Below are 17,931 nucleotides of genomic sequence, written 5' to 3'. Positions count from 1 at the left end.
TATTACAGCGCGACGTAGCGGTCGGCGCGGTGGTTGATCGTGAGAAAGAGATTCAGCACCACGGCGCCGAGCACGGAGTAAAACACGACGGGCGGCGTGGTGACGAAGAAGGCAGCCGCCAGCACGCAGAGATCGACGGCCATCTGCACGAGGCCGGCGCGAATGCCGAAGCGCTCCTGCATGTAGATGCCGAGAATGCCGACGCCGCCGAGGCTGGCGCGGTGGCGATAGAGCGCCAATAGGCCGAAGCCGAGCAGAAGGCCGCCCAGAAGGGCTGCCCAGGCCGGATGGATCGTCGCGATGCTCATCACATTCGGCTGCAGGCTGGTCAGCAGCGAGGTCAGGCCGATGGCGATGAAGGTCTTGATGGTGAAGGACACACCGAGGCGCTTCCACGAGAGATAGAAGAACGGCAGGTTGAGCAGGAAGAATGCGAGGCCGAAATTGATGCCGAAGGCATAGTGCACGAGGAAGGCGATGCCCGCCGTGCTGCCGGTCAACAGGCCGGCGCTTGCGAGCACGTAAAGGCCAAGGGCGGCGACGAGGCTGCCGGAGAAGATGCCCTGCACGTCTTCGACAGGCGTGTGGCGCGTGGCGCTCGTGTTCCAGAAGCCAAGGGCATTGATGAGCTGAGTCATGTCGCTAATCTCCAACGGCAGACGAGTTCAAGAACGCCCGGGCAGGCCCCAGGCGGCAGGGGATGTGAATGATTGGTCGCCGGGCGGCATTCGCGCTCTTCGGCTTCTGAGCGGAATTATCCGGTTCATTCGCCACGTTTTCAAGCGAAATACGTAAGCAATGCTGACCTATTAAAACTTCGCAAGAATCGTTCCGTCAGGCTTGCTTGCGTGCAAGGAACAGAATGCCGGGAATGATATTGGCGCCATCTTTGCGAATGGTGGTTCGGCTCATCGCGATAACCTCGAAGCCATGGCGGGCGCAGAGCGAGCGGACGTAGGCTTCCGAGTGGGCATAGCGCAGGGAATGGGCGAGGTGAACGCCCTCCTCGTCCTCGGTTTCCTCTACAGAAAAGCCGAAATCGGCGCCATCGACACAAAGGGCCGCGACCGACGCAAAGGCGATCTCGAGATTGCCGAGATAGATCAGCACATCGGCGGCGGTGACGAGATCGGCGCGATGTGCGCCGCTATCCGCAAACAGGCCGGACTCGTCTGCGGGCAGCGACAAGTCGGCCTGGGCGAGATGGTCGTAGACCTGCTTTTCCTCCGCCTTCGCCAGCATGTTTTGCGAGAGATCGAAGCCTTCGAGCCGGCCGGCCATGGCGCGGATTTCCGGGCCCATCAGCCCGGTGCCGCAGCCGAGATCCGCCGCCAGCGCGTAATGCCGGCCGGTCGCGGCGATCATGCGGGCTAGCTTTGCCGGCACGTCGTAGCCGAGCTTGTCCACCAGCGAGGTCTCGAAGCGGGCGGCGTAATCATCGAACAGGCGCTCGACATAGATGCTCGGCGGCTGATCGGGCACGGCAATATCGCCGAGGAAGGCGAGCTTCAGCGTGGCGCCGAAGATATCGTCCTCGGTGAGCTCGCGGGTTCGCCGGTAGGCCTCGATCGCGCCGGCGACATTGCCTGATTTTTCGCGGTAGGTGGCAAGCCAGTACCAGCCGACCGCCCAATCCGGCACCAGCTCCAGCGCCTGCTCCATCAGCTCGGCGGCGGCATCCGGCTCGCCACCCTTGTCCAGCATCCTGGCATAGTCGGCACGGCGGTCGGCGATGGCATCGCCTGATGTCTGGAGATAGGGCGGCATGATGGTGACCTGTTGCGCGGCCCGCATTTGGCGATGGCCACAAAAAAACTCAAGTCCTATTTCAGAGGCTGACGCGACAGCCCTGAAAAAGCTTGCGGGCAACGATTCGCGCCCGTATCTCAGGGGTGAACAGGAGATGATGCATGTCCGATCAGGTGAACAAGTTTCTGGGCGACTCGCTCGGCCGTACATTGATCAAGCTTTTGGTGGTGTCGCTGATCGTCGGCTTCATCATGGCCGTCTTCGGGCTGGCGCCGCTGGATTTCATCTACGGCATCCGCAATTTCATCCTTGAGGTCTGGCATCGCGGCTTCTCCGCGCTCGGCCGCGTCGGCGACTATCTGATGCTCGGCGCCACCATCGTCATTCCGATCTTCCTCATCATCCGTCTCTTCAGCTATCGCCGGTAACATGACCTCCATCGATCTCTCTCGGCGCAGCCTGCTGCGCTTTTCCGCGCTTGCGCTTGCAGCCGGCGTCGCCAGCTGCGCCACCGGGCCGAAAGAGCCCTCGACACCCTCCAACGGCGAAGACCAGACGGCGGCCTCGCTGCCGCTCGTCAACCAGCTGCGCGCCAAGAACGGCCTGCCGCCGCTGAGGGTGGATCCCGCCGCGACGGCGGCTGCCCTCTTCCAGGCCAAACGCATGGCGGCGGCCGGCAAGATGAAGCACGTGATGGGCATCGCCGACGGTTTCGGCCCGCGCGTGAAGGCGAGCGGCGTGCAGCTGCCGGCGGCGGAAAACATCGCGACCGGGCAGCAGACGGTTCCCGCCGTCGTCACCGCCTGGATCAACTCGCCGCATCATCTGGAAAACATGCTCGGCCGCTATAGCGGGCTTGGCGTCGCGGTGGCCTATAATCCCGCTTCCCGCAACGTACCCTATTGGGCCATGGTGCTTTCCAACTGAGGTGATTCCGCCTCTTTGTGAGGAGCAGACCTTGGAAGCGAGCGTACACAACAGCGGCAGCGGCCTCGCCTTCGAGGTCACGCACCGGATGGTGCTGTCGATCGCCATACCGATGACGCTCGGCTTCATCACCACGCCGCTGCTCGGCCTTGTCGGCACCGGCGTCGTCGGCCATATGGGCGATCCCGATGCGCTGGCGGGCCTGGCGATCGGGGCGATGCTCTTCGATCTCATTCTCGGCAGCTTCAACTTCCTGCGCGCATCGACCACTGGATTGACGGCGCAGGCCTATGGCCGCCGCGACCGGCATGCCGAACAGGGCGTGTTCTGGCGGGCGATCATTTCGGCATTCGGCTGCGGTGTGGCGCTGCTCTGTCTGTCACCGCTGCTTCTGGCGGCGGGTTTGACGCTGATGGGGCCTGACAACGCGGTGGCGCAGGCGACCAGCACCTATTTCTCGATCCGCATCCTCGCCGGGCCGGCAGCGCTCGCCAATTACGCGATCCTCGGCTTCGTGCTCGGGCGCGGCCAGGGAAGCATCGGCCTGCTGCTGCAGACGATCATCAACGGCATCAACATCGTGCTGGCGATCGTGCTTGGTCTCTGGCTCGATTGGGGGATATCTGGCGTTGCCTGGGCGACGACCGTCGGCGAGACCATCGGGGCACTCGCCGGCCTGTTCATCGTGCTGAGAAGCTTCGACCGCGCCGACCGGCCGACGCGCGCCGAAATCTTTGCGCGGAAGCCTCTGGCGGAACTCTTCACGCTCAACCGCGACATCCTGATCCGTACTTTCGTGCTGCTTGGCGCCTTCGCCCTGATGACGCGGATCGGCACCAGCTTCGGTGCTGTGACGCTGGCGGCGAACGCCGTGCTGATGAACTTCCTGATGCTGTCGAGCTTCTATCTCGACGGGCTGGCCAACGCCTCCGAGCAGATCACCGGCCGCGCCGTCGGGGCGCGCTATCGCCCGGCCTTCGATCGCGGCTTGAAGCTAACGACGATCTGGTCGTTCGGGCTTGCCGGCGTCATCTCGCTGTTCTTCCTGGTGGCCGGCGAGCGGCTGATCGCGGCGCTGACGACATCACCTGATGTGCGTGAAGCCGCAAACCTCTATCTGCCCTGGGCGGCGATAACAGGACTGACGGGAGCGCTCGCATTCCTGATGGATGGCGTCTTCATCGGCGCCACATGGTCGAGCGACATGCGCAACCGCATGCTGATGTCGTTCGTCGTCTATCTGGCGGCACTCGCGATCTTCGTGCCGTTCTTCGCCAACCACGGCCTGTGGCTGGCGATCAACCTGTTCCTGCTTTCGCGCGGCGTCTTCCTGGTGCTCAGGGTCAGAGAGCGGGCCGATCAGACATTCCGGCCGGCCCAATAGTCCATCTTGCTGTCACGCAGCTCGCGGATGGAGGCCACCTTCTCGCGGTCCATCAGCTTCGACAGGCCGCGAACGATGTCGCCCGCAAGGCCCGGGCCTTCATAGACCATGCAGGAATAGAGCTGCACGAGATCGGCGCCCGCCTTGATCTTTTCCAGCGCGGTCTCGGCCGAGGAGACACCGCCGGCGCCGATGATCGGCAGGTCGGGGCCGACGCGCTTGCGCATCTTCGCGAGAACCACGGTCGACTTTTCGAAGAGAGGCCTGCCGGAGAGGCCGCCCTGCTCTTTCGCCTGGCGCTGATCCTTCAGACCATCGCGCGACAGCGTGGTGTTGGAGACGATCAGGCCATCGAGCGCATGCGAGAGCGCTTCGGCGGCGATGTCGTCGATGCCCTCTTCCGTCAGATCCGGCGCGACCTTGAGGAAGACGGGGATCTTGCGGCCGGATTTTGCGGCTTCCTCGTCGCGCGCGGTGAGCACGGCCGCCAGCAGCGCCGACAGGCTCTCGCGCGCCTGCAGATCGCGCAGGCCCGGCGTGTTGGGCGAGGAGATGTTGGCGGTGAAATAGCCCGCCAGCGAATAGAAGCGGCGGATACCCTTCACGTAGTCGTCGATGCGATCGGCGCTATCCTTGTTGGCGCCGATATTGACGCCAATGATGCCCTTGCTCCTGACGGATGACAGGCGCGCAAAGGCCGCGTCGTGGCCCTCATTGTTGAAGCCGAGGCGGTTGATCACGCCTTCGTCCTCGACAAGACGGAAGATGCGCGGGCGCGGATTGCCGGATTGCGGCTTGGGTGTCACCGTGCCGATCTCGGTGAAGCCGAAGCCGATCTTCAGCAGCGCCTCCGGCACCTCGGCGTTCTTGTCGTAGCCGGCGGCCATGCCGATCGGATTGGCGAACTCAAGCCCGGCGACCGTCTGGCGAAGGCGCGCATCTGCAGGTGCAGCACAGGCCGGAACGAGGCCGGACTTCAGCGCCGCGATCGACATGCCGTGCGCCGTTTCCGGATCGAAGAGGAATAGACCCTTGCGGGCGGCGTGCTTGAAGAGATCGATCATGGCTGAAGGTCCGGAAAGATGTGTTTGCCTTCGGCATCAAGCGGCAATGGCTTTTCCCAAAGCACTGCCGAAAGCGGGAGGTCCGCATAGAGATGCGGGAAGAGATCGCCGCCGCGTGACGGCTCGAAGATCAGCTTGTCACCAAGCGCTGAAGCATCGACGGCGACCAGCAGCAGGCCGGTCTGGCCGGAGAAATGCAAGGCCGCGGTCTGCACCGCCTGGTTTGCCGTCGAGAAGTGGATGAATCCATCAGTCAGATCGATAGCAGCGCCGCGGAAAACGCCGGTCGCCCGGGCGTCCTGCCAGAGCGTTTCCGTCACGATCTTGTAAAGCGTGGGTGTCAGGGTCATGATGGCCTCATGAATGGCTGGTCTTTCCCGGGCTTTGCCGCAGTTGAGCGGCGATGTCCACGCGCTCACCGCAAAAAATGCGGTGGCCATCGAGATTTCCGGAGGAAACCATGAAAAATATCACGCTCAGCCTCGTCGCCATCCTCATTCCGCTGGCCGCTTCCGCCGCAGAGCCGGACGCAAGCCGCTTCCAACTGGAGCGCAGCGGCGACCATTTCGTGCGGCTCGATCGCCAGACCGGCGCCATGTCGCTCTGCGAGGAGAAGGACGGAGCGCTCGTCTGCCGCATGGCTGCCGACGAACGCGCCGCTTACGAAAGCGAACTCGACCGGCTGTCGGACCGGGTGACCGCGCTGGAGAACAAGAGCGTCGTCAACAAGGCGCTGCCATCGGATGCCGAGATCGACCGCTCGATCGGCATCATGGAGCGCTGGATGCGCAGCTTCATGGGGATCGTCAAGGAATTCCAGAGCGAGGACCAGGGCAACGCCCTTCCGCAAAAGACATGATTTGTTATAGTCTGCTTTAGCAGGAAGGCATGAACCGTGGAGGAAGGCGGTGCATGGACTTCATGATCGGGCTCTTGGGAGGGAGTTTTCGATGCATGAGCAGACAATCATTATTGCCGACGATCATCCGCTGTTTCGCGATGCGTTGCGTCAGGCCGTGACCGGAATGGAGGGGCATCCCGATATCGTCGAAGCCGGCGATTTCGCCGCCGCGCGAAAGTCGGTCGGCGATCATCCGGATGCCGATCTGATGCTGCTCGACCTCGCTATGCCTGGGGTGAGCGGCTTTTCCGGGCTAATGGCGTTGCGCTCGGAATTTGCAGGCCTGCCGATCGTGATCGTTTCGGCGTCCGACGATGCGACGACGATCCGTCGCTCGCTGGAGCTCGGCGCCTCCGGCTTCATCTCGAAATCCGCCGGGATCGACGATATCCGCCTCGGCATACAGACGGTGCTTGCGGGCGACATCGCAACGCCTGAGAGCTATCGCGATGGGCAGGAACAGGACCCCGATGTGGCCGACATCATCCACCGGCTACACACGCTGACGCCGCAGCAGAGCCGGGTGCTGACGATGCTCGCCGAGGGCCTGCTCAACAAGCAGATCGCCTATGAGCTCGGCGTCTCCGAGGCGACGATCAAGGCGCATGTCTCGGCCATTCTCCTCAAGCTCAATGTCGACAGCCGCACCCAGGCGGTGATCCAGCTCGGCAAGATCAACATGGCGATGGTCGCTTGACGGGAGAGAGGATTTTATTCCTCTTATCTCTTTACTCCTGCCCGCCTTGCGGTTAATCTTTCAGCCGATTAAGGAGCGCCGTTGCGCGCACGGGATCAGGCGACATGCTGTCACACGAGCAGATCTGGGGAGCGCTCGACAGGCTTGCCGAACGGCACGACCTGACACCCTCGGGGCTTGCCCGCCGCGCCGGCCTCGACCCGACCTCGTTCAACAAATCCAAACGTCTTTCCGCCGATGGGCGCTTGCGCTGGCCATCGACGGAATCGATCGCCAAGGTGCTGGAAGCGACCCGGTCCAGCATGGAGGAATTCCTGTCCTTCATGCGGCCGCAGGGCAGTTTCTCGACGCTGCCTGACGGTGCGTTTCCGCCGCAAGGGAGCTCCATCCCGCTGCTCGGCTTCGCGCAGGCGGGCGCTGGCGGGTTTTTCGACGATGGCGGCTTTCCGGCCGGACAGGGCTGGGATGTGGTGGAATTTCCGGCCGCACCGTCTCAGAAGGCGGGCGTCTATGCGCTCGAGGTGCAGGGCGAAAGCATGATGCCGCTCTATCGCGACGGCGACGTTCTGATCGTCGAGCCGGGCGCGCAGGTGCGCCGCAACGACCGCGTCGTGGTGAAGACCCGCGAGGGCGAGGTGATGGCCAAGGTGCTGATGCGCCAGAGCCCGCGTTCCATCGAACTCATGTCACTCAATCCCGAACATCCGAACCGCACGATCGAACTCACCGACGTGGATTGGATCGCCCGGATCATCTGGGCCAGCCAGTAGGAAAATCTTCCATGAGACCTGCGGCACTTCTGACAGCGACTGCGGGAATAGCGATCGTTATCGGCCTGATCGCCGCAGGCGAGCATCGGTTGAGCGGTGCGTCTGATGCGGGCGAGATCGCGGCATCGGCGCAAGGGGCGGCCGCGCAGCAAACGCCCTCGCCCGCGCAGCCGACAACGAACCCAGATGCGAGCATGATGGCCCGGCCGGTGGATGACGCCAGCCAGTTCTACCCGGCCTCGGTCGACGGCAAGCCATTGGAGCGTGAACAGGCGCCGGAGCCCGAGAAAAAGCCTGTCGTGGTGACCGACAAAGGGATCGACCTGCCGCGCCCCGTGGCCGAAAGCGCCGGTGTTCTCGGCTTCGGCGAAAGGCGGCTGCAACTGGCCGGGCTGACGCCGACACCGGTCGACAAGAGCTGCGCCGGCGCCGGGGGCACTGAATGGCCATGCGGGATGCTGGCGAAGACCAATTTCCGGCTTTTCCTGCGGCTTCGTACCGTTAACTGCGATCTCAGTGATCCCAACTGGAGCGGCACCGCGACAGCAAGTTGCAAGATCGGTGCGCAGGATCTTTCCGAGTGGCTGGTCGAGAATGGCTGGGCAGAGGCGGCGGCGGGGTCCGCCTTCGCGGACGCCGGTGCCAAGGCAAAGCAAGATGGAAACGGTATCTACGGGCAGGATCCTCGTCAGGCCGGCGCAACTGATGCACCCGACCTGACCCAGCCTCAAGATATGAGCGATCCCTTGTAATGGGCGTGGCCAGTTCCTAAACTCTGCAGACATCGCAGAGGAACCATGCAGACATGAACAAGCCGCTTTCCGCCCACGACGCGTTGATCTACGTGATGGTCATGGCATCCGCCGTCGACAGCACGATGAATGATCGGGAGCTGGAACGTATCGGACAGCTGATCGGCTTTTTGCCGGTTTTCCGCGGCTTCGACGACGACAAGCTGATCTCGGTTGCCCGCGATTGCGCGGCACTTCTGTCCGGTCCCGAGGGGCTCGATGTCGTTCTCGAGACGGTCAAGGACACGCTGTCGCCGAAGCTTTACGACACAGCCTATGCCCTGGCGGTCGAAGTCGCGTCGGCCGACCTTTCCGTGAAGGCCGAGGAACTGCGCCTGCTCAGCCTGCTGCGCGACCGGCTCGGCCTCGACAAGCTGACCTGCGCCGCGATCGAGCGCAGCGCCATTGCTCGTTTCCGCAAGGCTTAACCCGCCTAGTATAGTCCGTAGGGGAAGTAGCGCAGGTAGATTTCCTGCAGGCGACCGCTGCGCGAAAGCGCAGCCAGCGCGTGGTCGAAGGCCGAGCGCAGGACTTCGTCCTTTTGCCGCAGCATGATCGTCATGCCCTCGCCCAGAAACTCTTCCGACATATAGGGACCGTCGAACAGGGCGCAGCACTTCTCCGACGCCTGCGACGACACCCAGAATGAGAGCTGCAGCGAATCGGCGAAGACAGCGTCGACCTTTCCATCCTTTAATGCTGCGAGCAGCGCCTCCTTGCTGTCGAACGGCACCGCCTTGACCCTGGGGAAATAGGCGGCGAGCATGGCGGCGTGGGCGGTTTCCTTGACGACGCCGACGGAGCGATCGGCAAGGCTTGCGGCGTTCTCGCCCTTGATCGGCGCCTTCAGATTGCGGGCAAAGCGGGCGGGCAGCATCAGATAAGGGCGCGAAAAGGAGAACTGCCGGCGCAGCTCGCTGCCGACGGCCAGCCCCGCGATCACGGCATCGCCCTGCGAGGCGGCCAGCGCATCCTTGAGATCGCCGAAGGGCAAGGCCTGGATCTGGCACTTGTCGGATATCTCCAGCTCGGCGCAGATTTCGCGGGCGAGATCGACATTGAAGCCCGAGAGCTTGCCGTTCTGATCCATGAAATTGAACGGCGGAAAATCAACCGAAGTCAGGAAACGCAGACGCACGAGGCTTGTCAGATCAGGCTTGGCGAGGCGCTCGCGGCTATCGAACAACAGCGGCAAAGAGGGCGCTGCCTGCTGTGCCGCAGCCGAAAGAGGTAGCCAAAACGCGGCCAGAAACAGCCAGAGGCTGCAAAACCCCTTAGGATTGAGAGATGCCAGCTTAAATCGCACCATTATGATCTGCCCCGGGGACTGCACTGCCAATTCAACGACGGTGTATCAGAGTCATGCGTATCGGGGAATATGCGTCGGGCGGGATCAGCACCCGTCAAACAACGCTTCAGGAGCGACCGAAACCTCCGCTCTCGCCGGTCGTGCCGGCGAGCGTGGTCAATGATGTCAGGCAGATCGAGATCGAAGCGCTGCTCCGCCTCGGCATCGGCAAGCCGACGATCGCGCGCGCGGCGACCATGGCCCGCCATAATGGCACGTCGATCGAGCGCGAACTGCTGGCCAACCGATGGGTGGACGCCGAGAGCTATTATGCCGGCCTTGCCCGTGCGCTTCGCCTGCCATTCCTGTCGCAGCTCGATCCGGCGCTGATCCATGACGACCAGGCGCTCGACACGCAGCTGGCGGACACGCGATCCGTGCGGCTGAACTATGCCGACAAGGCGATGATCGCCATTATTCCCGAGGCTGGCCGCCTGCTGGCGCTGGCACGGACGATTGAGGCGCGGCCGGGGCTTGCCGAGCGGATCATCATCACCACGCCCACCGCGATGCGCGACGCCATCTGGCAGGTCGGCGCCAAGCGACGGGTGAAGGAGAGCATCGGGACGTTATTCGAGGACAAGGGGCGGTTCAGCGCCCGCATCGTGCTCTCGGGCAAGCAAGGGTTCATCGCCGGCGCGGCCCTTTGCGCGCTTATCTTCGCGGCGTTTTCCGAGCTGCCGCTGATCGCGATCGTTCATCTCGCTCTGTCGCTCATCTACATGGCGGCGATCCTGCTCAGAGCCTGCGCGCTCAGCCACCGCCGCGGCCCGCAACCGACGCCGCAACCAACGGAGCGGCTGCCGGTCTATTCCGTGTTCGTCGCGCTCTACAAGGAGGCCGAGGTCGCCGGCCAGCTTGTCGCGGCGCTGAAGCAGCTCAACTGGCCGATCGCCAAGCTCGACATCAAGCTGATCTGCGAGGCCGACGACCACGCGACGATCGCGGCACTCGAGAAACAGGACCTCGGCCCGCAATTCGAAATCGTCGCGGTGCCGGTCTCCCATCCGAGAACGAAACCAAAGGCGCTGAACTATGCGCTGAGCGCCGCGCGCGGCGAGTTCCTCGTGATCTACGACGCAGAGGACAGGCCGCATCCGGACCAGCTGCGCGCGGCCTATGCGAGTTTCTGCGCCAGCCGCGATGACGTTGCCTGCCTGCAGGCGCCGTTGATCATCTCCAATGTCGGCATTTCATGGATCAGCGCCGCCTTCGCGCTCGAATACGCGGCGCTGTTTCGGCTGTTGCTGCCGATGCTGGCAAAGCATCAATTGCCGATGCCGCTCGGCGGCACGTCCAACCATCTGCGCGTCGCCGATCTCAAGGCGTGCGGCGGGTGGGATCCCTATAATGTGACCGAGGATGCCGATCTCGGCTTGCGGCTCTACAGGCTCGGCTATCGCTGCGGCGTGATCGACTGCCCGACCTATGAGGATGCGCCGACGACGCGCGATGTCTGGCTGAACCAGCGAACACGGTGGTTCAAGGGCTGGCTGCAAACGTGGCTGGTGATGATGCGCGCACCCGGCAAGCTCGTGCGTGAGATGGGGATCTGGCCGCTCCTCGTTTTTCAGATATTGATCGGCGGCATGCTCGTCGCCTCGCTGACGCATCCGTGGATGGTCATGCTGATCCTCACCACCGCCAGCTACATGATGCTCGGTTTCCCAGCACCCGGCACCGGCGAGGCGCTGCTGTTTCTGATCGATGTCGCCAACATGCTGGGAAGCTATATCATCCTGCTGGTGCTTGGCCGGCGCGCCATGCTGCGCGACGAGAAGCGCAAGGTCGGCTGGCGCTGGGTCGCCCTGCCCCTCTACTGGATGATGATATCGGGCGCCGCATGGCGCGCGGTCTTCCAGCTGCATTTCAAGCCGTTCTTCTGGGACAAGACCCCGCACCTGCCAACCTCGCAACCGGTGCGCGCGGCCTCCATGCCCTTACAATGAGCCGATCCACTTAAATTCTGTGGACCTCTGGATGTGTTAGTTTCGTCTTAAGCAATATGGATTCTAGTCGCGTTCGACGACACCGGTTCCCGACCGAATGCATGATGCGCCTGTCGAGCCTTAGCGGGCATCTCCCCACGGCGCCACAAGCGCCAGCTCTGCCTTCGAAACGCCTGTCCTTGAAAACGATCGTATCCGGCCATCCCCCTGGCCGCAGCCCATGGGCCCATTCATGCTGAAAAACTTCAAAATCCGCACCAAGATCATCTCGGTCGTTGCGCTTCTCGGCGTCATCGCGATCGGCGGTCTCGTCTATGTCATCGAGGAATTCCGCGGCGCCGATGCCGCCTATAGCGCCTTCATCGACCATGAAGCGCTTGCGGCGATGCAGGCTTCGCGCGCCAGCGCGTCTGCTACCGCAGCCGTTCTGCAGGCAACCGTCGTCTCCGACCTCACCCCCGGCACGCCCGACTTCGATGCGGCGATCGCGAGCCCCAGCAAGATGCCGCAAGCGCGCGAGCGTCTGCAGCAGGCAGCCGGTCTCGTGCCGAACCGCAAGCCCGCGATCGACGAGATCATTGCCGGCATCGACGAGATGGACGCGCTTTCGAAAAAGGTGTTCGATCAGGCCAAGGCCGGCGACCGCGCAGGTGCACAGGCCACGGCAGCCGAGCTCAACGCCAAGCTCTCGATCGTCACGCCGAAGATGATCGCCAACAATGATGCCCTGATGGCGCAGCTCAACGATGGCGGCGATGCGCTTTCGGCCACGGTCAACAGCCGCATCCTTTATTGTTTCGTGCTGATCGGGCTCGCCGTGCTTGCCGCGATCGGGCTCAGCATCTGGATCGCGCAGGCCGGCATCGCGGCACCGATGGCCCGGCTTCGCCAGCGCATGACGCGGCTTGCCGAGGGCGAGACGGCAAGCGCCGTCGACGGCATGGACCGGCAGGACGAAGTGGGCGAGATGGCTGCTGCCGTCTCGATCTTCCGCGACAACGCCATCGAGCGCGTGCGTCTCGAGCGCGAGGCGGAGCGCAACCGCAATCTCACCGATAGCGAGCGGCGCGAAATCGAAGCGCAGCGCGCCACCGAGGCGGCCGATCTCTCGCGCACCGTCAGCGCGCTCGGCGACGGCCTGCGCAAGCTTGCGGCCGGCGACCTGATCTCGCAGATCAACACGCCGTTTGAAGGCAGCCTGGACAGCCTGCGCCAGGACTTCAACAACTCGATCTTCAAGCTCAACGAAACGATGCAGACCGTGGGCGATAATGCCCGCGCGATCACAGCCGGCGCCGGCGAGATCCGCGCGTCTGCCGACCAGCTCTCGCGTCGCACCGAGCAGCAGGCAGCCTCCGTCGAAGAGACGGCAGCCGCGCTGGAAGAGATCACGACCACGGTGAAGGATGCCGCGCGCCGGGCGGAAGAAGCACGCACGCTGGTGTCGAAAACCCGCCACAGCGCCGAGCGATCCGGCGAAGTCGTGCGCAAGGCGGTCAACGCCATGCAGCAGATCGAACAGTCCTCGGCATCGATCGGCAACATCATCGGCGTGATCGACGACATTGCCTTCCAAACCAACCTGCTGGCGCTGAACGCCGGCGTGGAAGCGGCGCGCGCCGGGGAAGCGGGCAAGGGCTTCGCTGTTGTCGCGCAAGAAGTGCGCGAACTCGCGCAGCGTTCCGCCAATGCCGCACGCGAAATCCAGTCGCTGATCCTGACTTCTGGCAACCAGGTGAAATCGGGCGTATCGCTGGTCGGCGAGACCGGCAAGGCGCTCGAAGAGATCGTGCATGAGGTGCAGGAGATCAACCAGCACGTCAACGCGATCGCCGAAGCCGCACGCGAGCAATCGATCGGGCTGCAGGAGATCAACACGGCGGTCAACACGATGGACCAGGGCACGCAGCAGAACGCCGCGATGGTGGAAGAAAGCACCGCCGCTAGCCACAAGCTCGCGACCGAGGCTGCGGCGCTCAACACCCTGCTCGACCAGTTCAAGCTGACCGGCACCGGCGGCAGCACCGTGGCGTTCACGCCACGGGTGGTTCCAGACGCCAACGAGCCCCTGCCGCCGCGCCCGGCCAAGCCTGTCTTGACCCGTAAGGCCCCGGTGCGGATCGCCACCTCAGGCGTTACGCGACCGACCTCCTCGCCGGCGCTCGCCCTCGGGCAGAAGCTCGCCAACGCCTTCGGCGGCACGTCTTCCGCCGACAAGAAGGATGACGACTGGACGGAGTTCTGAGCCGCGACAAGGCTCTCGCAAACATGAAATGGGCGGCTCAAGGCCGCCCATTTTCATTTCGGCAGATGCCGACTTTATCCGCTATGTGATCGATCTTTCAGACGAGACCGAGCGAAATTTCTTCAACCTTGCGACCACGACCATAGTCGCGCTCGTAGGAGGAGCGGCGGTCGCTGCGCTTGTATGCGGCAACGTCGAGTTCCGGCATATGGTAGCCATCCGCGTAGGTGCCGGTGTCATCGGCGTCGACGACATCGCGCTTTGCGGTGAAAATCTTCAAGAGCATTTCGCTATTCCTCCTCGTGTGCGCCAGTAACGGCCAGAGCGCCGTCCAAGTTCCATGTACCGGAGAATAGTTAAAAATTAACCACGTTCGTTAGGGATTCGTCAAGTACACGGAAAGCGTTAGGGTGTGGGATGTCGAGCGTTGATGCGGGTCTTGACGCACGGGTGCCGGACGCGAATAAGCGCCGAAGATCACGTATTTTTTGACGGGAATGGAGCGCGTGAAAGGGAATCGAACCCTCGTATTCAGCTTGGGAAGCTTCGAGAACCCTGAGCAAATTCAACGCAGCGTTTCACTCAAACATCACCTCGCCGGACACAATCCGGCGAGGTTTTTGAAACGGGCATTACTCGGAAATATCACTTGAGAGTATTCTTCACATCAGGGATACAACTCATCGCTGACGCACAGTATTTTGATTAAGCTTAGGCAATGGAGGATTGCAGCGTGGGTTTAGAGAGACTGACTGTCGAAGGCTACCGTGGCTTTACGACAGAAAAATCAATGGAATTCGCGCAGCCAACCGGTCAAGTTGGGAGTGGCCTGACCGTCATTACAGGCTCCAATAATTCTGGAAAATCGTCGATCATCGAATGCCTGCGGGCGAGAGCCGGACATAACACGCCAAGCTTCACGACCGGCATGAGGAATGCCGAGCTAGATAAGGTCACCATTAAGATGACCATCAACGGTGTGATAGAGACGTTATCGTCAATTCGGGCCGGCTCAAGCGAAACCTCCCGAAGTCCACGAGATGACGAGTTTCAGGCATTTATCCTGCAGTCACGCCGCGCGTTCAATTCGCACTTTGGCAAAGGCCAGATGTCGCGAACCAACTATATTAACAACACGCCCCTGCCAACGAGTAGGTCTAGCCAACTGGATAGCTTCTCATCGCGTCTCTTCGAGATCGAACGTAATCAAGCCGCTTTCAATGACGAGCTTAAGAAGGTGCTTGGATTTGAGCCAAAATGGTCAATCGACCTCAATGACACAGGCGCCTATTTCCTGAAGTTTGTTAGCGGAAAGCACTCCCACACGAGTGATGGCCTTGGAGAAGGTATCGTCAGTGTTTTCGCCATTGTAGATGCACTTTATGACAGCGATCCCGGCAGCATGGTGGTGATCGACGAACCTGAACTGTCGCTCCATCCAAGCTTGCAAAAGAGAGTCGCGCGAATGCTGGCGGAATACGCCAAGGATCGCCAGATTGTTATTTCCACCCACTCGCCTTATTTCGTCGATCTCGCCGCACTGGGCAATGGTGCGCATCTCGTCCGAGTCGCCACCAAGGAGGCTGAAGGGACGTTGATCCATGAGCTTTCAAATGCTTCCAAAACGGCTATCGCGAAGCTTATAAGAGACATAAACAATCCTCATGTACTCGGGCTGAGCGCGCGAGAGCTATTCTTCCAAGAAGACGGCGTCATTCTCACCGAGGGCCAGGAGGACGCGGTTCTCTATCCCGAAGTATTTGGCCAGTTGTCTGTCGCCATGAGTGGAGCGATCTTCGGATGGGGTGTCGGCGGCGCTGATAAAATGGAAAAGATCGCCTCAATCCTAGATGATTTAGGCTTCGAGAAAGTCGTTGGCATCTTGGATGGAGATAAGGAAGATCTGGTGCCGAAGCTTGCCGATCGCTTCCCCAGATTTCACTTTATGGCAATTCCGGCTAAAGATGTGCGAACAAAGCCGGCCCGCGAGGCCACCAACTCCGTCAAAGGGCTGCTTGATGAGAAAAGGGTTATAAGAGGCGAGTACTACGAGCCTATGAAGCAGATGGCGTTGAAAATTTCCGACTTGCTGAAATGAATATGGGACTCCATGCCGGAATGCCACGATCCAGCGCTACCAATGGCTTGAAGCCGGGTGAGGCGACAATCGACGTCTGGCGATCGTTCTGCTTTTCGGGCGTAGAGTCACACGCTAAGCTGTTGCGATGAGCAGCGACCCCTACGAACCTCTCTACCAATGGCGCCGCACGACTGGCCCGCGAGTGTTCCTCTCCCGGTTTGCGCCGAGGAGGCCGCATGAGCGTTTTCTCCCAGGCGCGCGGTGTTCATCATCGCGCCAACTCGCGCCGGTTCCAGAGATCGGCCCTGTCGTGATCGACGAGGACTATGGCAAGCCATACTGGGAAAGCCGTTATGCTGCCAAGTTTCGGATAGTGAGAGACGCAGCTGGCGTCCCTGCTACCGTCTGGTCAATGGATACCCGAGCTGGCGCCGTTTCCGAGACGGTGCAAGCAACGGGCTCTATCGAAATGGCTAGCGATCTCGCTACCCACACGACGACGAAGATGACAAAAAAGTACGTCCAAGGCGACGGTCCTGAGGCCAGCCGCAAGGCTGCCGACGCACTCATCGCCAAGTGCAAGTGACACGGCGGTGAAACGCCGATATACCTAAGCTATTGAAATCGCTGGAGCGGGTGAAGGGAATCGAACCCTCGTATTCAGCTTGGGAAGCTGCTGCTCTACCATTGAGCTACACCCGCGTTACGCGCAGATTTCCAACAGATGACGATCGGTGTCAAGCGGCCTTGAAGCACTTGCGGGTGAGGCTGCTCAGATCCGGAAGTGCTTGGAGAGCTTGAGGCCCTGGGCCTGGTAGTTGGAGCCGAGGCCGGTGCCGTAGAGGCTTTCGGGGTGTTCCTGCATGTGCTCGTAGACCAGGCGGCCGACGATCTGGCCGTCTTCGAGGATGAAGGGGACCTCGTGGCTGCGGACTTCGAGGACGGCGCGGCTTCCGCGGCCGCCGGCGGGCGCGTGGCCGAAGCCGGGGTCGAAGAAGCCGGCGTAGTGGACGCGGAATTCGCCGACCAGCGGATCGAATGGCGTCATTTCGGCGGCGTAATGCGGGGGCACGTGGACGGCTTCGCGCGATACGAGGATGTAGAACTCATCGGGATCGAGGATCAGTTCGTTGCGACCACGGCTGTAGATCGGCTCCCAGAAATCGAAGATGTCGTGCTGGGCCTTCTTGTCGACATCGACGACAGCCGTGTGGTGCTTGCCGCGATAGCCGATCAGGCCATCCTTGTCGCCGGCGAGATCGATCGACAGCGCAATGCCGCCGCCCGAGACGTTCGGCTTTGTGCTTGCGACCAGCGTTTCGGCATCGTGCAGCGCCAGCAGTTCCGGTTCGCCGAGCAGCGACTGGCCGATGCGGAAGCGGATCTGCGACAGGCGCGAGCCGCGACGCACGACGATCGGGAAGGTGCGCGGCGAGATTTCGAGATAGAGCGGGCCAGAATAGCCGGCCGGGATCTTGTCGAATTCCTGCGCGTAATCGGTGATGACGCGGGTGAAGATATCGAGGCGGCCGGTCGAGCTTTTCGGGTTGGCCGAGGCCGACATGTCGGCCGGCAGATCGAGACGCTCCATGAGGGGCACGATGTAGACGCAGCCGGTTTCGAGCACCGCGCCTTCCGAGAGGTCGACGACATGCAGCTTCAGACGGTCGAGCTTGTCGGACACGAGGCTGTTCGGACCCGGCATGAAGCTGGCGCGGACGCGGAAGGCCTTGGCGCCGAGACGCAGATCAAGGCTCGCCGGCTGGATCTGGTCGCTGTCGAGCTCGCGCTCCGCGACGAGGCGTCCCGTCTCGAACAACGCGGCAATCGCGCGGTCTGCCAATATTCCTGTTTCGCGAGCCATCATGCCCCATCCATAATTTGCCGCAGACAAAACCAAAATCGAGGAATTGACGCAAGCGCGCAACAGCAGTATTGCAGCTTTATCCCGTGGTGATTTGGCCGGTCGGCTTGCAGCCACGTTAAACAAGTGGCTAAATAGACCGGGTTGAAACCGGTCTGCATT

The 17,931-nt window shown here is 62.0% G+C and carries 19 protein-coding genes, 2 tRNA genes and 1 riboswitch; of the genes, 12 read left to right on the top strand and 9 right to left on the bottom strand.

Annotated elements, in window-relative coordinates:
• Nucleotides 1-2 precede the first annotated feature (2 nt).
• Together D460_RS0109620 and D460_RS0109615 are read right to left on the bottom strand one after the other, a co-directional pair.
• Complete coding sequence (locus tag D460_RS0109620) at nucleotides 3-638, bottom strand: YitT family protein (protein ID WP_018898332.1); 636 nt, start codon at nucleotides 636-638, stop codon at nucleotides 3-5.
• Between the two features lie 196 nt (nucleotides 639-834).
• Nucleotides 835-1,767, bottom strand: coding sequence for a methyltransferase (locus tag D460_RS0109615; RefSeq protein ID WP_026282974.1), 933 nt, complete (start codon nucleotides 1,765-1,767; stop codon nucleotides 835-837).
• Nucleotides 1,768-1,910: 143 nt separating this feature from the next.
• Here D460_RS0109615 and D460_RS0109610 point away from each other — a divergent pair, with 143 nt between their 5' ends.
• The 3 genes from D460_RS0109610 to D460_RS0109600 all read left to right on the top strand — a co-directional run bounded on the left by D460_RS0109610 (nucleotide 1,911) and on the right by D460_RS0109600 (nucleotide 4,060).
• On the top strand, nucleotides 1,911-2,177 hold the full coding sequence (locus D460_RS0109610; RefSeq protein WP_018898330.1) for a DUF6460 domain-containing protein: 267 nt from the start codon (nucleotides 1,911-1,913) through the stop codon (nucleotides 2,175-2,177).
• Between the two features lies 1 nt (nucleotide 2,178).
• Nucleotides 2,179-2,676 (top strand): CAP domain-containing protein, encoded by a 498-nt coding sequence (locus tag D460_RS0109605; RefSeq protein WP_018898329.1) that lies wholly within the window; start codon nucleotides 2,179-2,181, stop codon nucleotides 2,674-2,676.
• Between the two features lie 88 nt (nucleotides 2,677-2,764).
• Nucleotides 2,765-4,060, top strand: a complete 1,296-nt coding sequence (locus D460_RS0109600) for an MATE family efflux transporter (protein WP_051110785.1) — start codon at nucleotides 2,765-2,767, stop codon at nucleotides 4,058-4,060.
• Here the strand turns inward: D460_RS0109600 and D460_RS0109595 are convergent.
• Together D460_RS0109595 and D460_RS0109590 are read right to left on the bottom strand one after the other, a co-directional pair.
• A complete protein-coding gene (locus D460_RS0109595; RefSeq protein ID WP_018898327.1) occupies nucleotides 4,036-5,124 on the bottom strand; it encodes a quinone-dependent dihydroorotate dehydrogenase in 1,089 nt (362 codons plus the stop codon). The two genes, D460_RS0109600 and D460_RS0109595, sit on opposite strands and share 25 nt — an antisense overlap.
• Complete coding sequence (locus D460_RS0109590) at nucleotides 5,121-5,474, bottom strand: DUF952 domain-containing protein (RefSeq protein WP_026282973.1); 354 nt, start codon at nucleotides 5,472-5,474, stop codon at nucleotides 5,121-5,123. Before D460_RS0109590 ends, D460_RS0109595 begins: the two co-directional genes overlap by 4 nt.
• Nucleotides 5,475-5,584: 110 nt before the next feature.
• On the opposite strand from D460_RS0109590, the gene D460_RS0109585 reads away from it, so the two are divergent.
• The 5 genes from D460_RS0109585 (at nucleotide 5,585) to D460_RS0109565 (ending at nucleotide 8,711) form a co-directional block, all read left to right on the top strand.
• On the top strand, nucleotides 5,585-5,983 hold the full coding sequence (locus D460_RS0109585; protein ID WP_018898325.1) for a hypothetical protein: 399 nt from the start codon (nucleotides 5,585-5,587) through the stop codon (nucleotides 5,981-5,983).
• A 91-nt stretch (nucleotides 5,984-6,074) separates the two neighbouring features.
• On the top strand, nucleotides 6,075-6,722 hold the full coding sequence (locus D460_RS0109580) for a response regulator transcription factor (protein WP_018898324.1): 648 nt from the start codon (nucleotides 6,075-6,077) through the stop codon (nucleotides 6,720-6,722).
• Between the two features lie 104 nt (nucleotides 6,723-6,826).
• Entirely contained in the window at nucleotides 6,827-7,492 is a 666-nt protein-coding gene (locus D460_RS0109575; RefSeq protein WP_018898323.1) for a helix-turn-helix transcriptional regulator, read from the top strand.
• 11 nt (nucleotides 7,493-7,503) lie between these two features.
• Nucleotides 7,504-8,244: a hypothetical protein gene (locus D460_RS0109570; RefSeq protein WP_018898322.1), complete on the top strand. Its 741-nt coding sequence runs from the start codon at nucleotides 7,504-7,506 to the stop codon at nucleotides 8,242-8,244.
• A 53-nt stretch (nucleotides 8,245-8,297) separates the two neighbouring features.
• A complete protein-coding gene (locus D460_RS0109565) occupies nucleotides 8,298-8,711 on the top strand; it encodes a tellurite resistance TerB family protein (protein ID WP_018898321.1) in 414 nt (137 codons plus the stop codon).
• Nucleotides 8,712-8,716: 5 nt separating this feature from the next.
• Here the strand turns inward: D460_RS0109565 and D460_RS0109560 are convergent, their stop codons facing one another.
• Nucleotides 8,717-9,592: a transporter substrate-binding domain-containing protein gene (locus tag D460_RS0109560; RefSeq protein WP_026282972.1), complete on the bottom strand. Its 876-nt coding sequence runs from the start codon at nucleotides 9,590-9,592 to the stop codon at nucleotides 8,717-8,719.
• Nucleotides 9,593-9,645: 53 nt separating this feature from the next.
• On the opposite strand from D460_RS0109560, the gene D460_RS0109555 reads away from it, so the two are divergent.
• Both D460_RS0109555 and D460_RS0109550 read left to right on the top strand, forming a co-directional pair.
• On the top strand, nucleotides 9,646-11,580 hold the full coding sequence (locus tag D460_RS0109555; RefSeq protein ID WP_081619890.1) for a glycosyltransferase family 2 protein: 1,935 nt from the start codon (nucleotides 9,646-9,648) through the stop codon (nucleotides 11,578-11,580).
• A 232-nt stretch (nucleotides 11,581-11,812) separates the two neighbouring features.
• Nucleotides 11,813-13,825 carry a methyl-accepting chemotaxis protein gene (locus D460_RS0109550; RefSeq protein ID WP_026282971.1) on the top strand — a complete coding sequence of 671 codons (2,013 nt, stop codon included), beginning with the start codon at nucleotides 11,813-11,815 and terminating at the stop codon, nucleotides 13,823-13,825.
• A gap of 97 nt (nucleotides 13,826-13,922) precedes the next feature.
• Here the strand turns inward: D460_RS0109550 and D460_RS0109545 are convergent, their stop codons facing one another.
• Both D460_RS0109545 and D460_RS35895 read right to left on the bottom strand, forming a co-directional pair.
• A complete protein-coding gene (locus D460_RS0109545; protein WP_018898317.1) occupies nucleotides 13,923-14,111 on the bottom strand; it encodes a hypothetical protein in 189 nt (62 codons plus the stop codon).
• 212 nt (nucleotides 14,112-14,323) lie between these two features.
• A tRNA-Gly gene (locus D460_RS35895) sits at nucleotides 14,324-14,423 on the bottom strand.
• A gap of 135 nt (nucleotides 14,424-14,558) precedes the next feature.
• On the opposite strand from D460_RS35895, the gene D460_RS0109540 reads away from it, so the two are divergent.
• A complete protein-coding gene (locus D460_RS0109540; protein ID WP_037111154.1) occupies nucleotides 14,559-15,923 on the top strand; it encodes an ATP-binding protein in 1,365 nt (454 codons plus the stop codon).
• Nucleotides 15,924-16,215: 292 nt separating this feature from the next.
• Entirely contained in the window at nucleotides 16,216-16,491 is a 276-nt protein-coding gene (locus D460_RS35890) for a hypothetical protein (protein WP_155947724.1), read from the top strand.
• A gap of 42 nt (nucleotides 16,492-16,533) precedes the next feature.
• Here the strand turns inward: D460_RS35890 and D460_RS0109530 are convergent.
• Both D460_RS0109530 and D460_RS0109525 read right to left on the bottom strand, forming a co-directional pair.
• A tRNA-Gly gene (locus tag D460_RS0109530) sits at nucleotides 16,534-16,607 on the bottom strand.
• A 70-nt stretch (nucleotides 16,608-16,677) separates the two neighbouring features.
• The gene (locus D460_RS0109525) at nucleotides 16,678-17,772 is read right to left on the bottom strand and encodes a 2'-deoxycytidine 5'-triphosphate deaminase (RefSeq protein WP_026282969.1); all 1,095 of its coding nucleotides are present in this window, start codon (nucleotides 17,770-17,772) and stop codon (nucleotides 16,678-16,680) included.
• A gap of 73 nt (nucleotides 17,773-17,845) precedes the next feature.
• Nucleotides 17,846-17,924, top strand: a riboswitch (SAM riboswitch).
• Nucleotides 17,925-17,931 lie beyond the last annotated feature (7 nt).

Origin of the sequence: Rhizobium sp. 2MFCol3.1, from assembly GCF_000377565.1 — a bacterium.
Taxonomy (GTDB): Bacteria; Pseudomonadota; Alphaproteobacteria; order Rhizobiales; family Rhizobiaceae; genus Rhizobium.
This window is presented reverse-complemented; position numbering and strand designations above follow the sequence as displayed.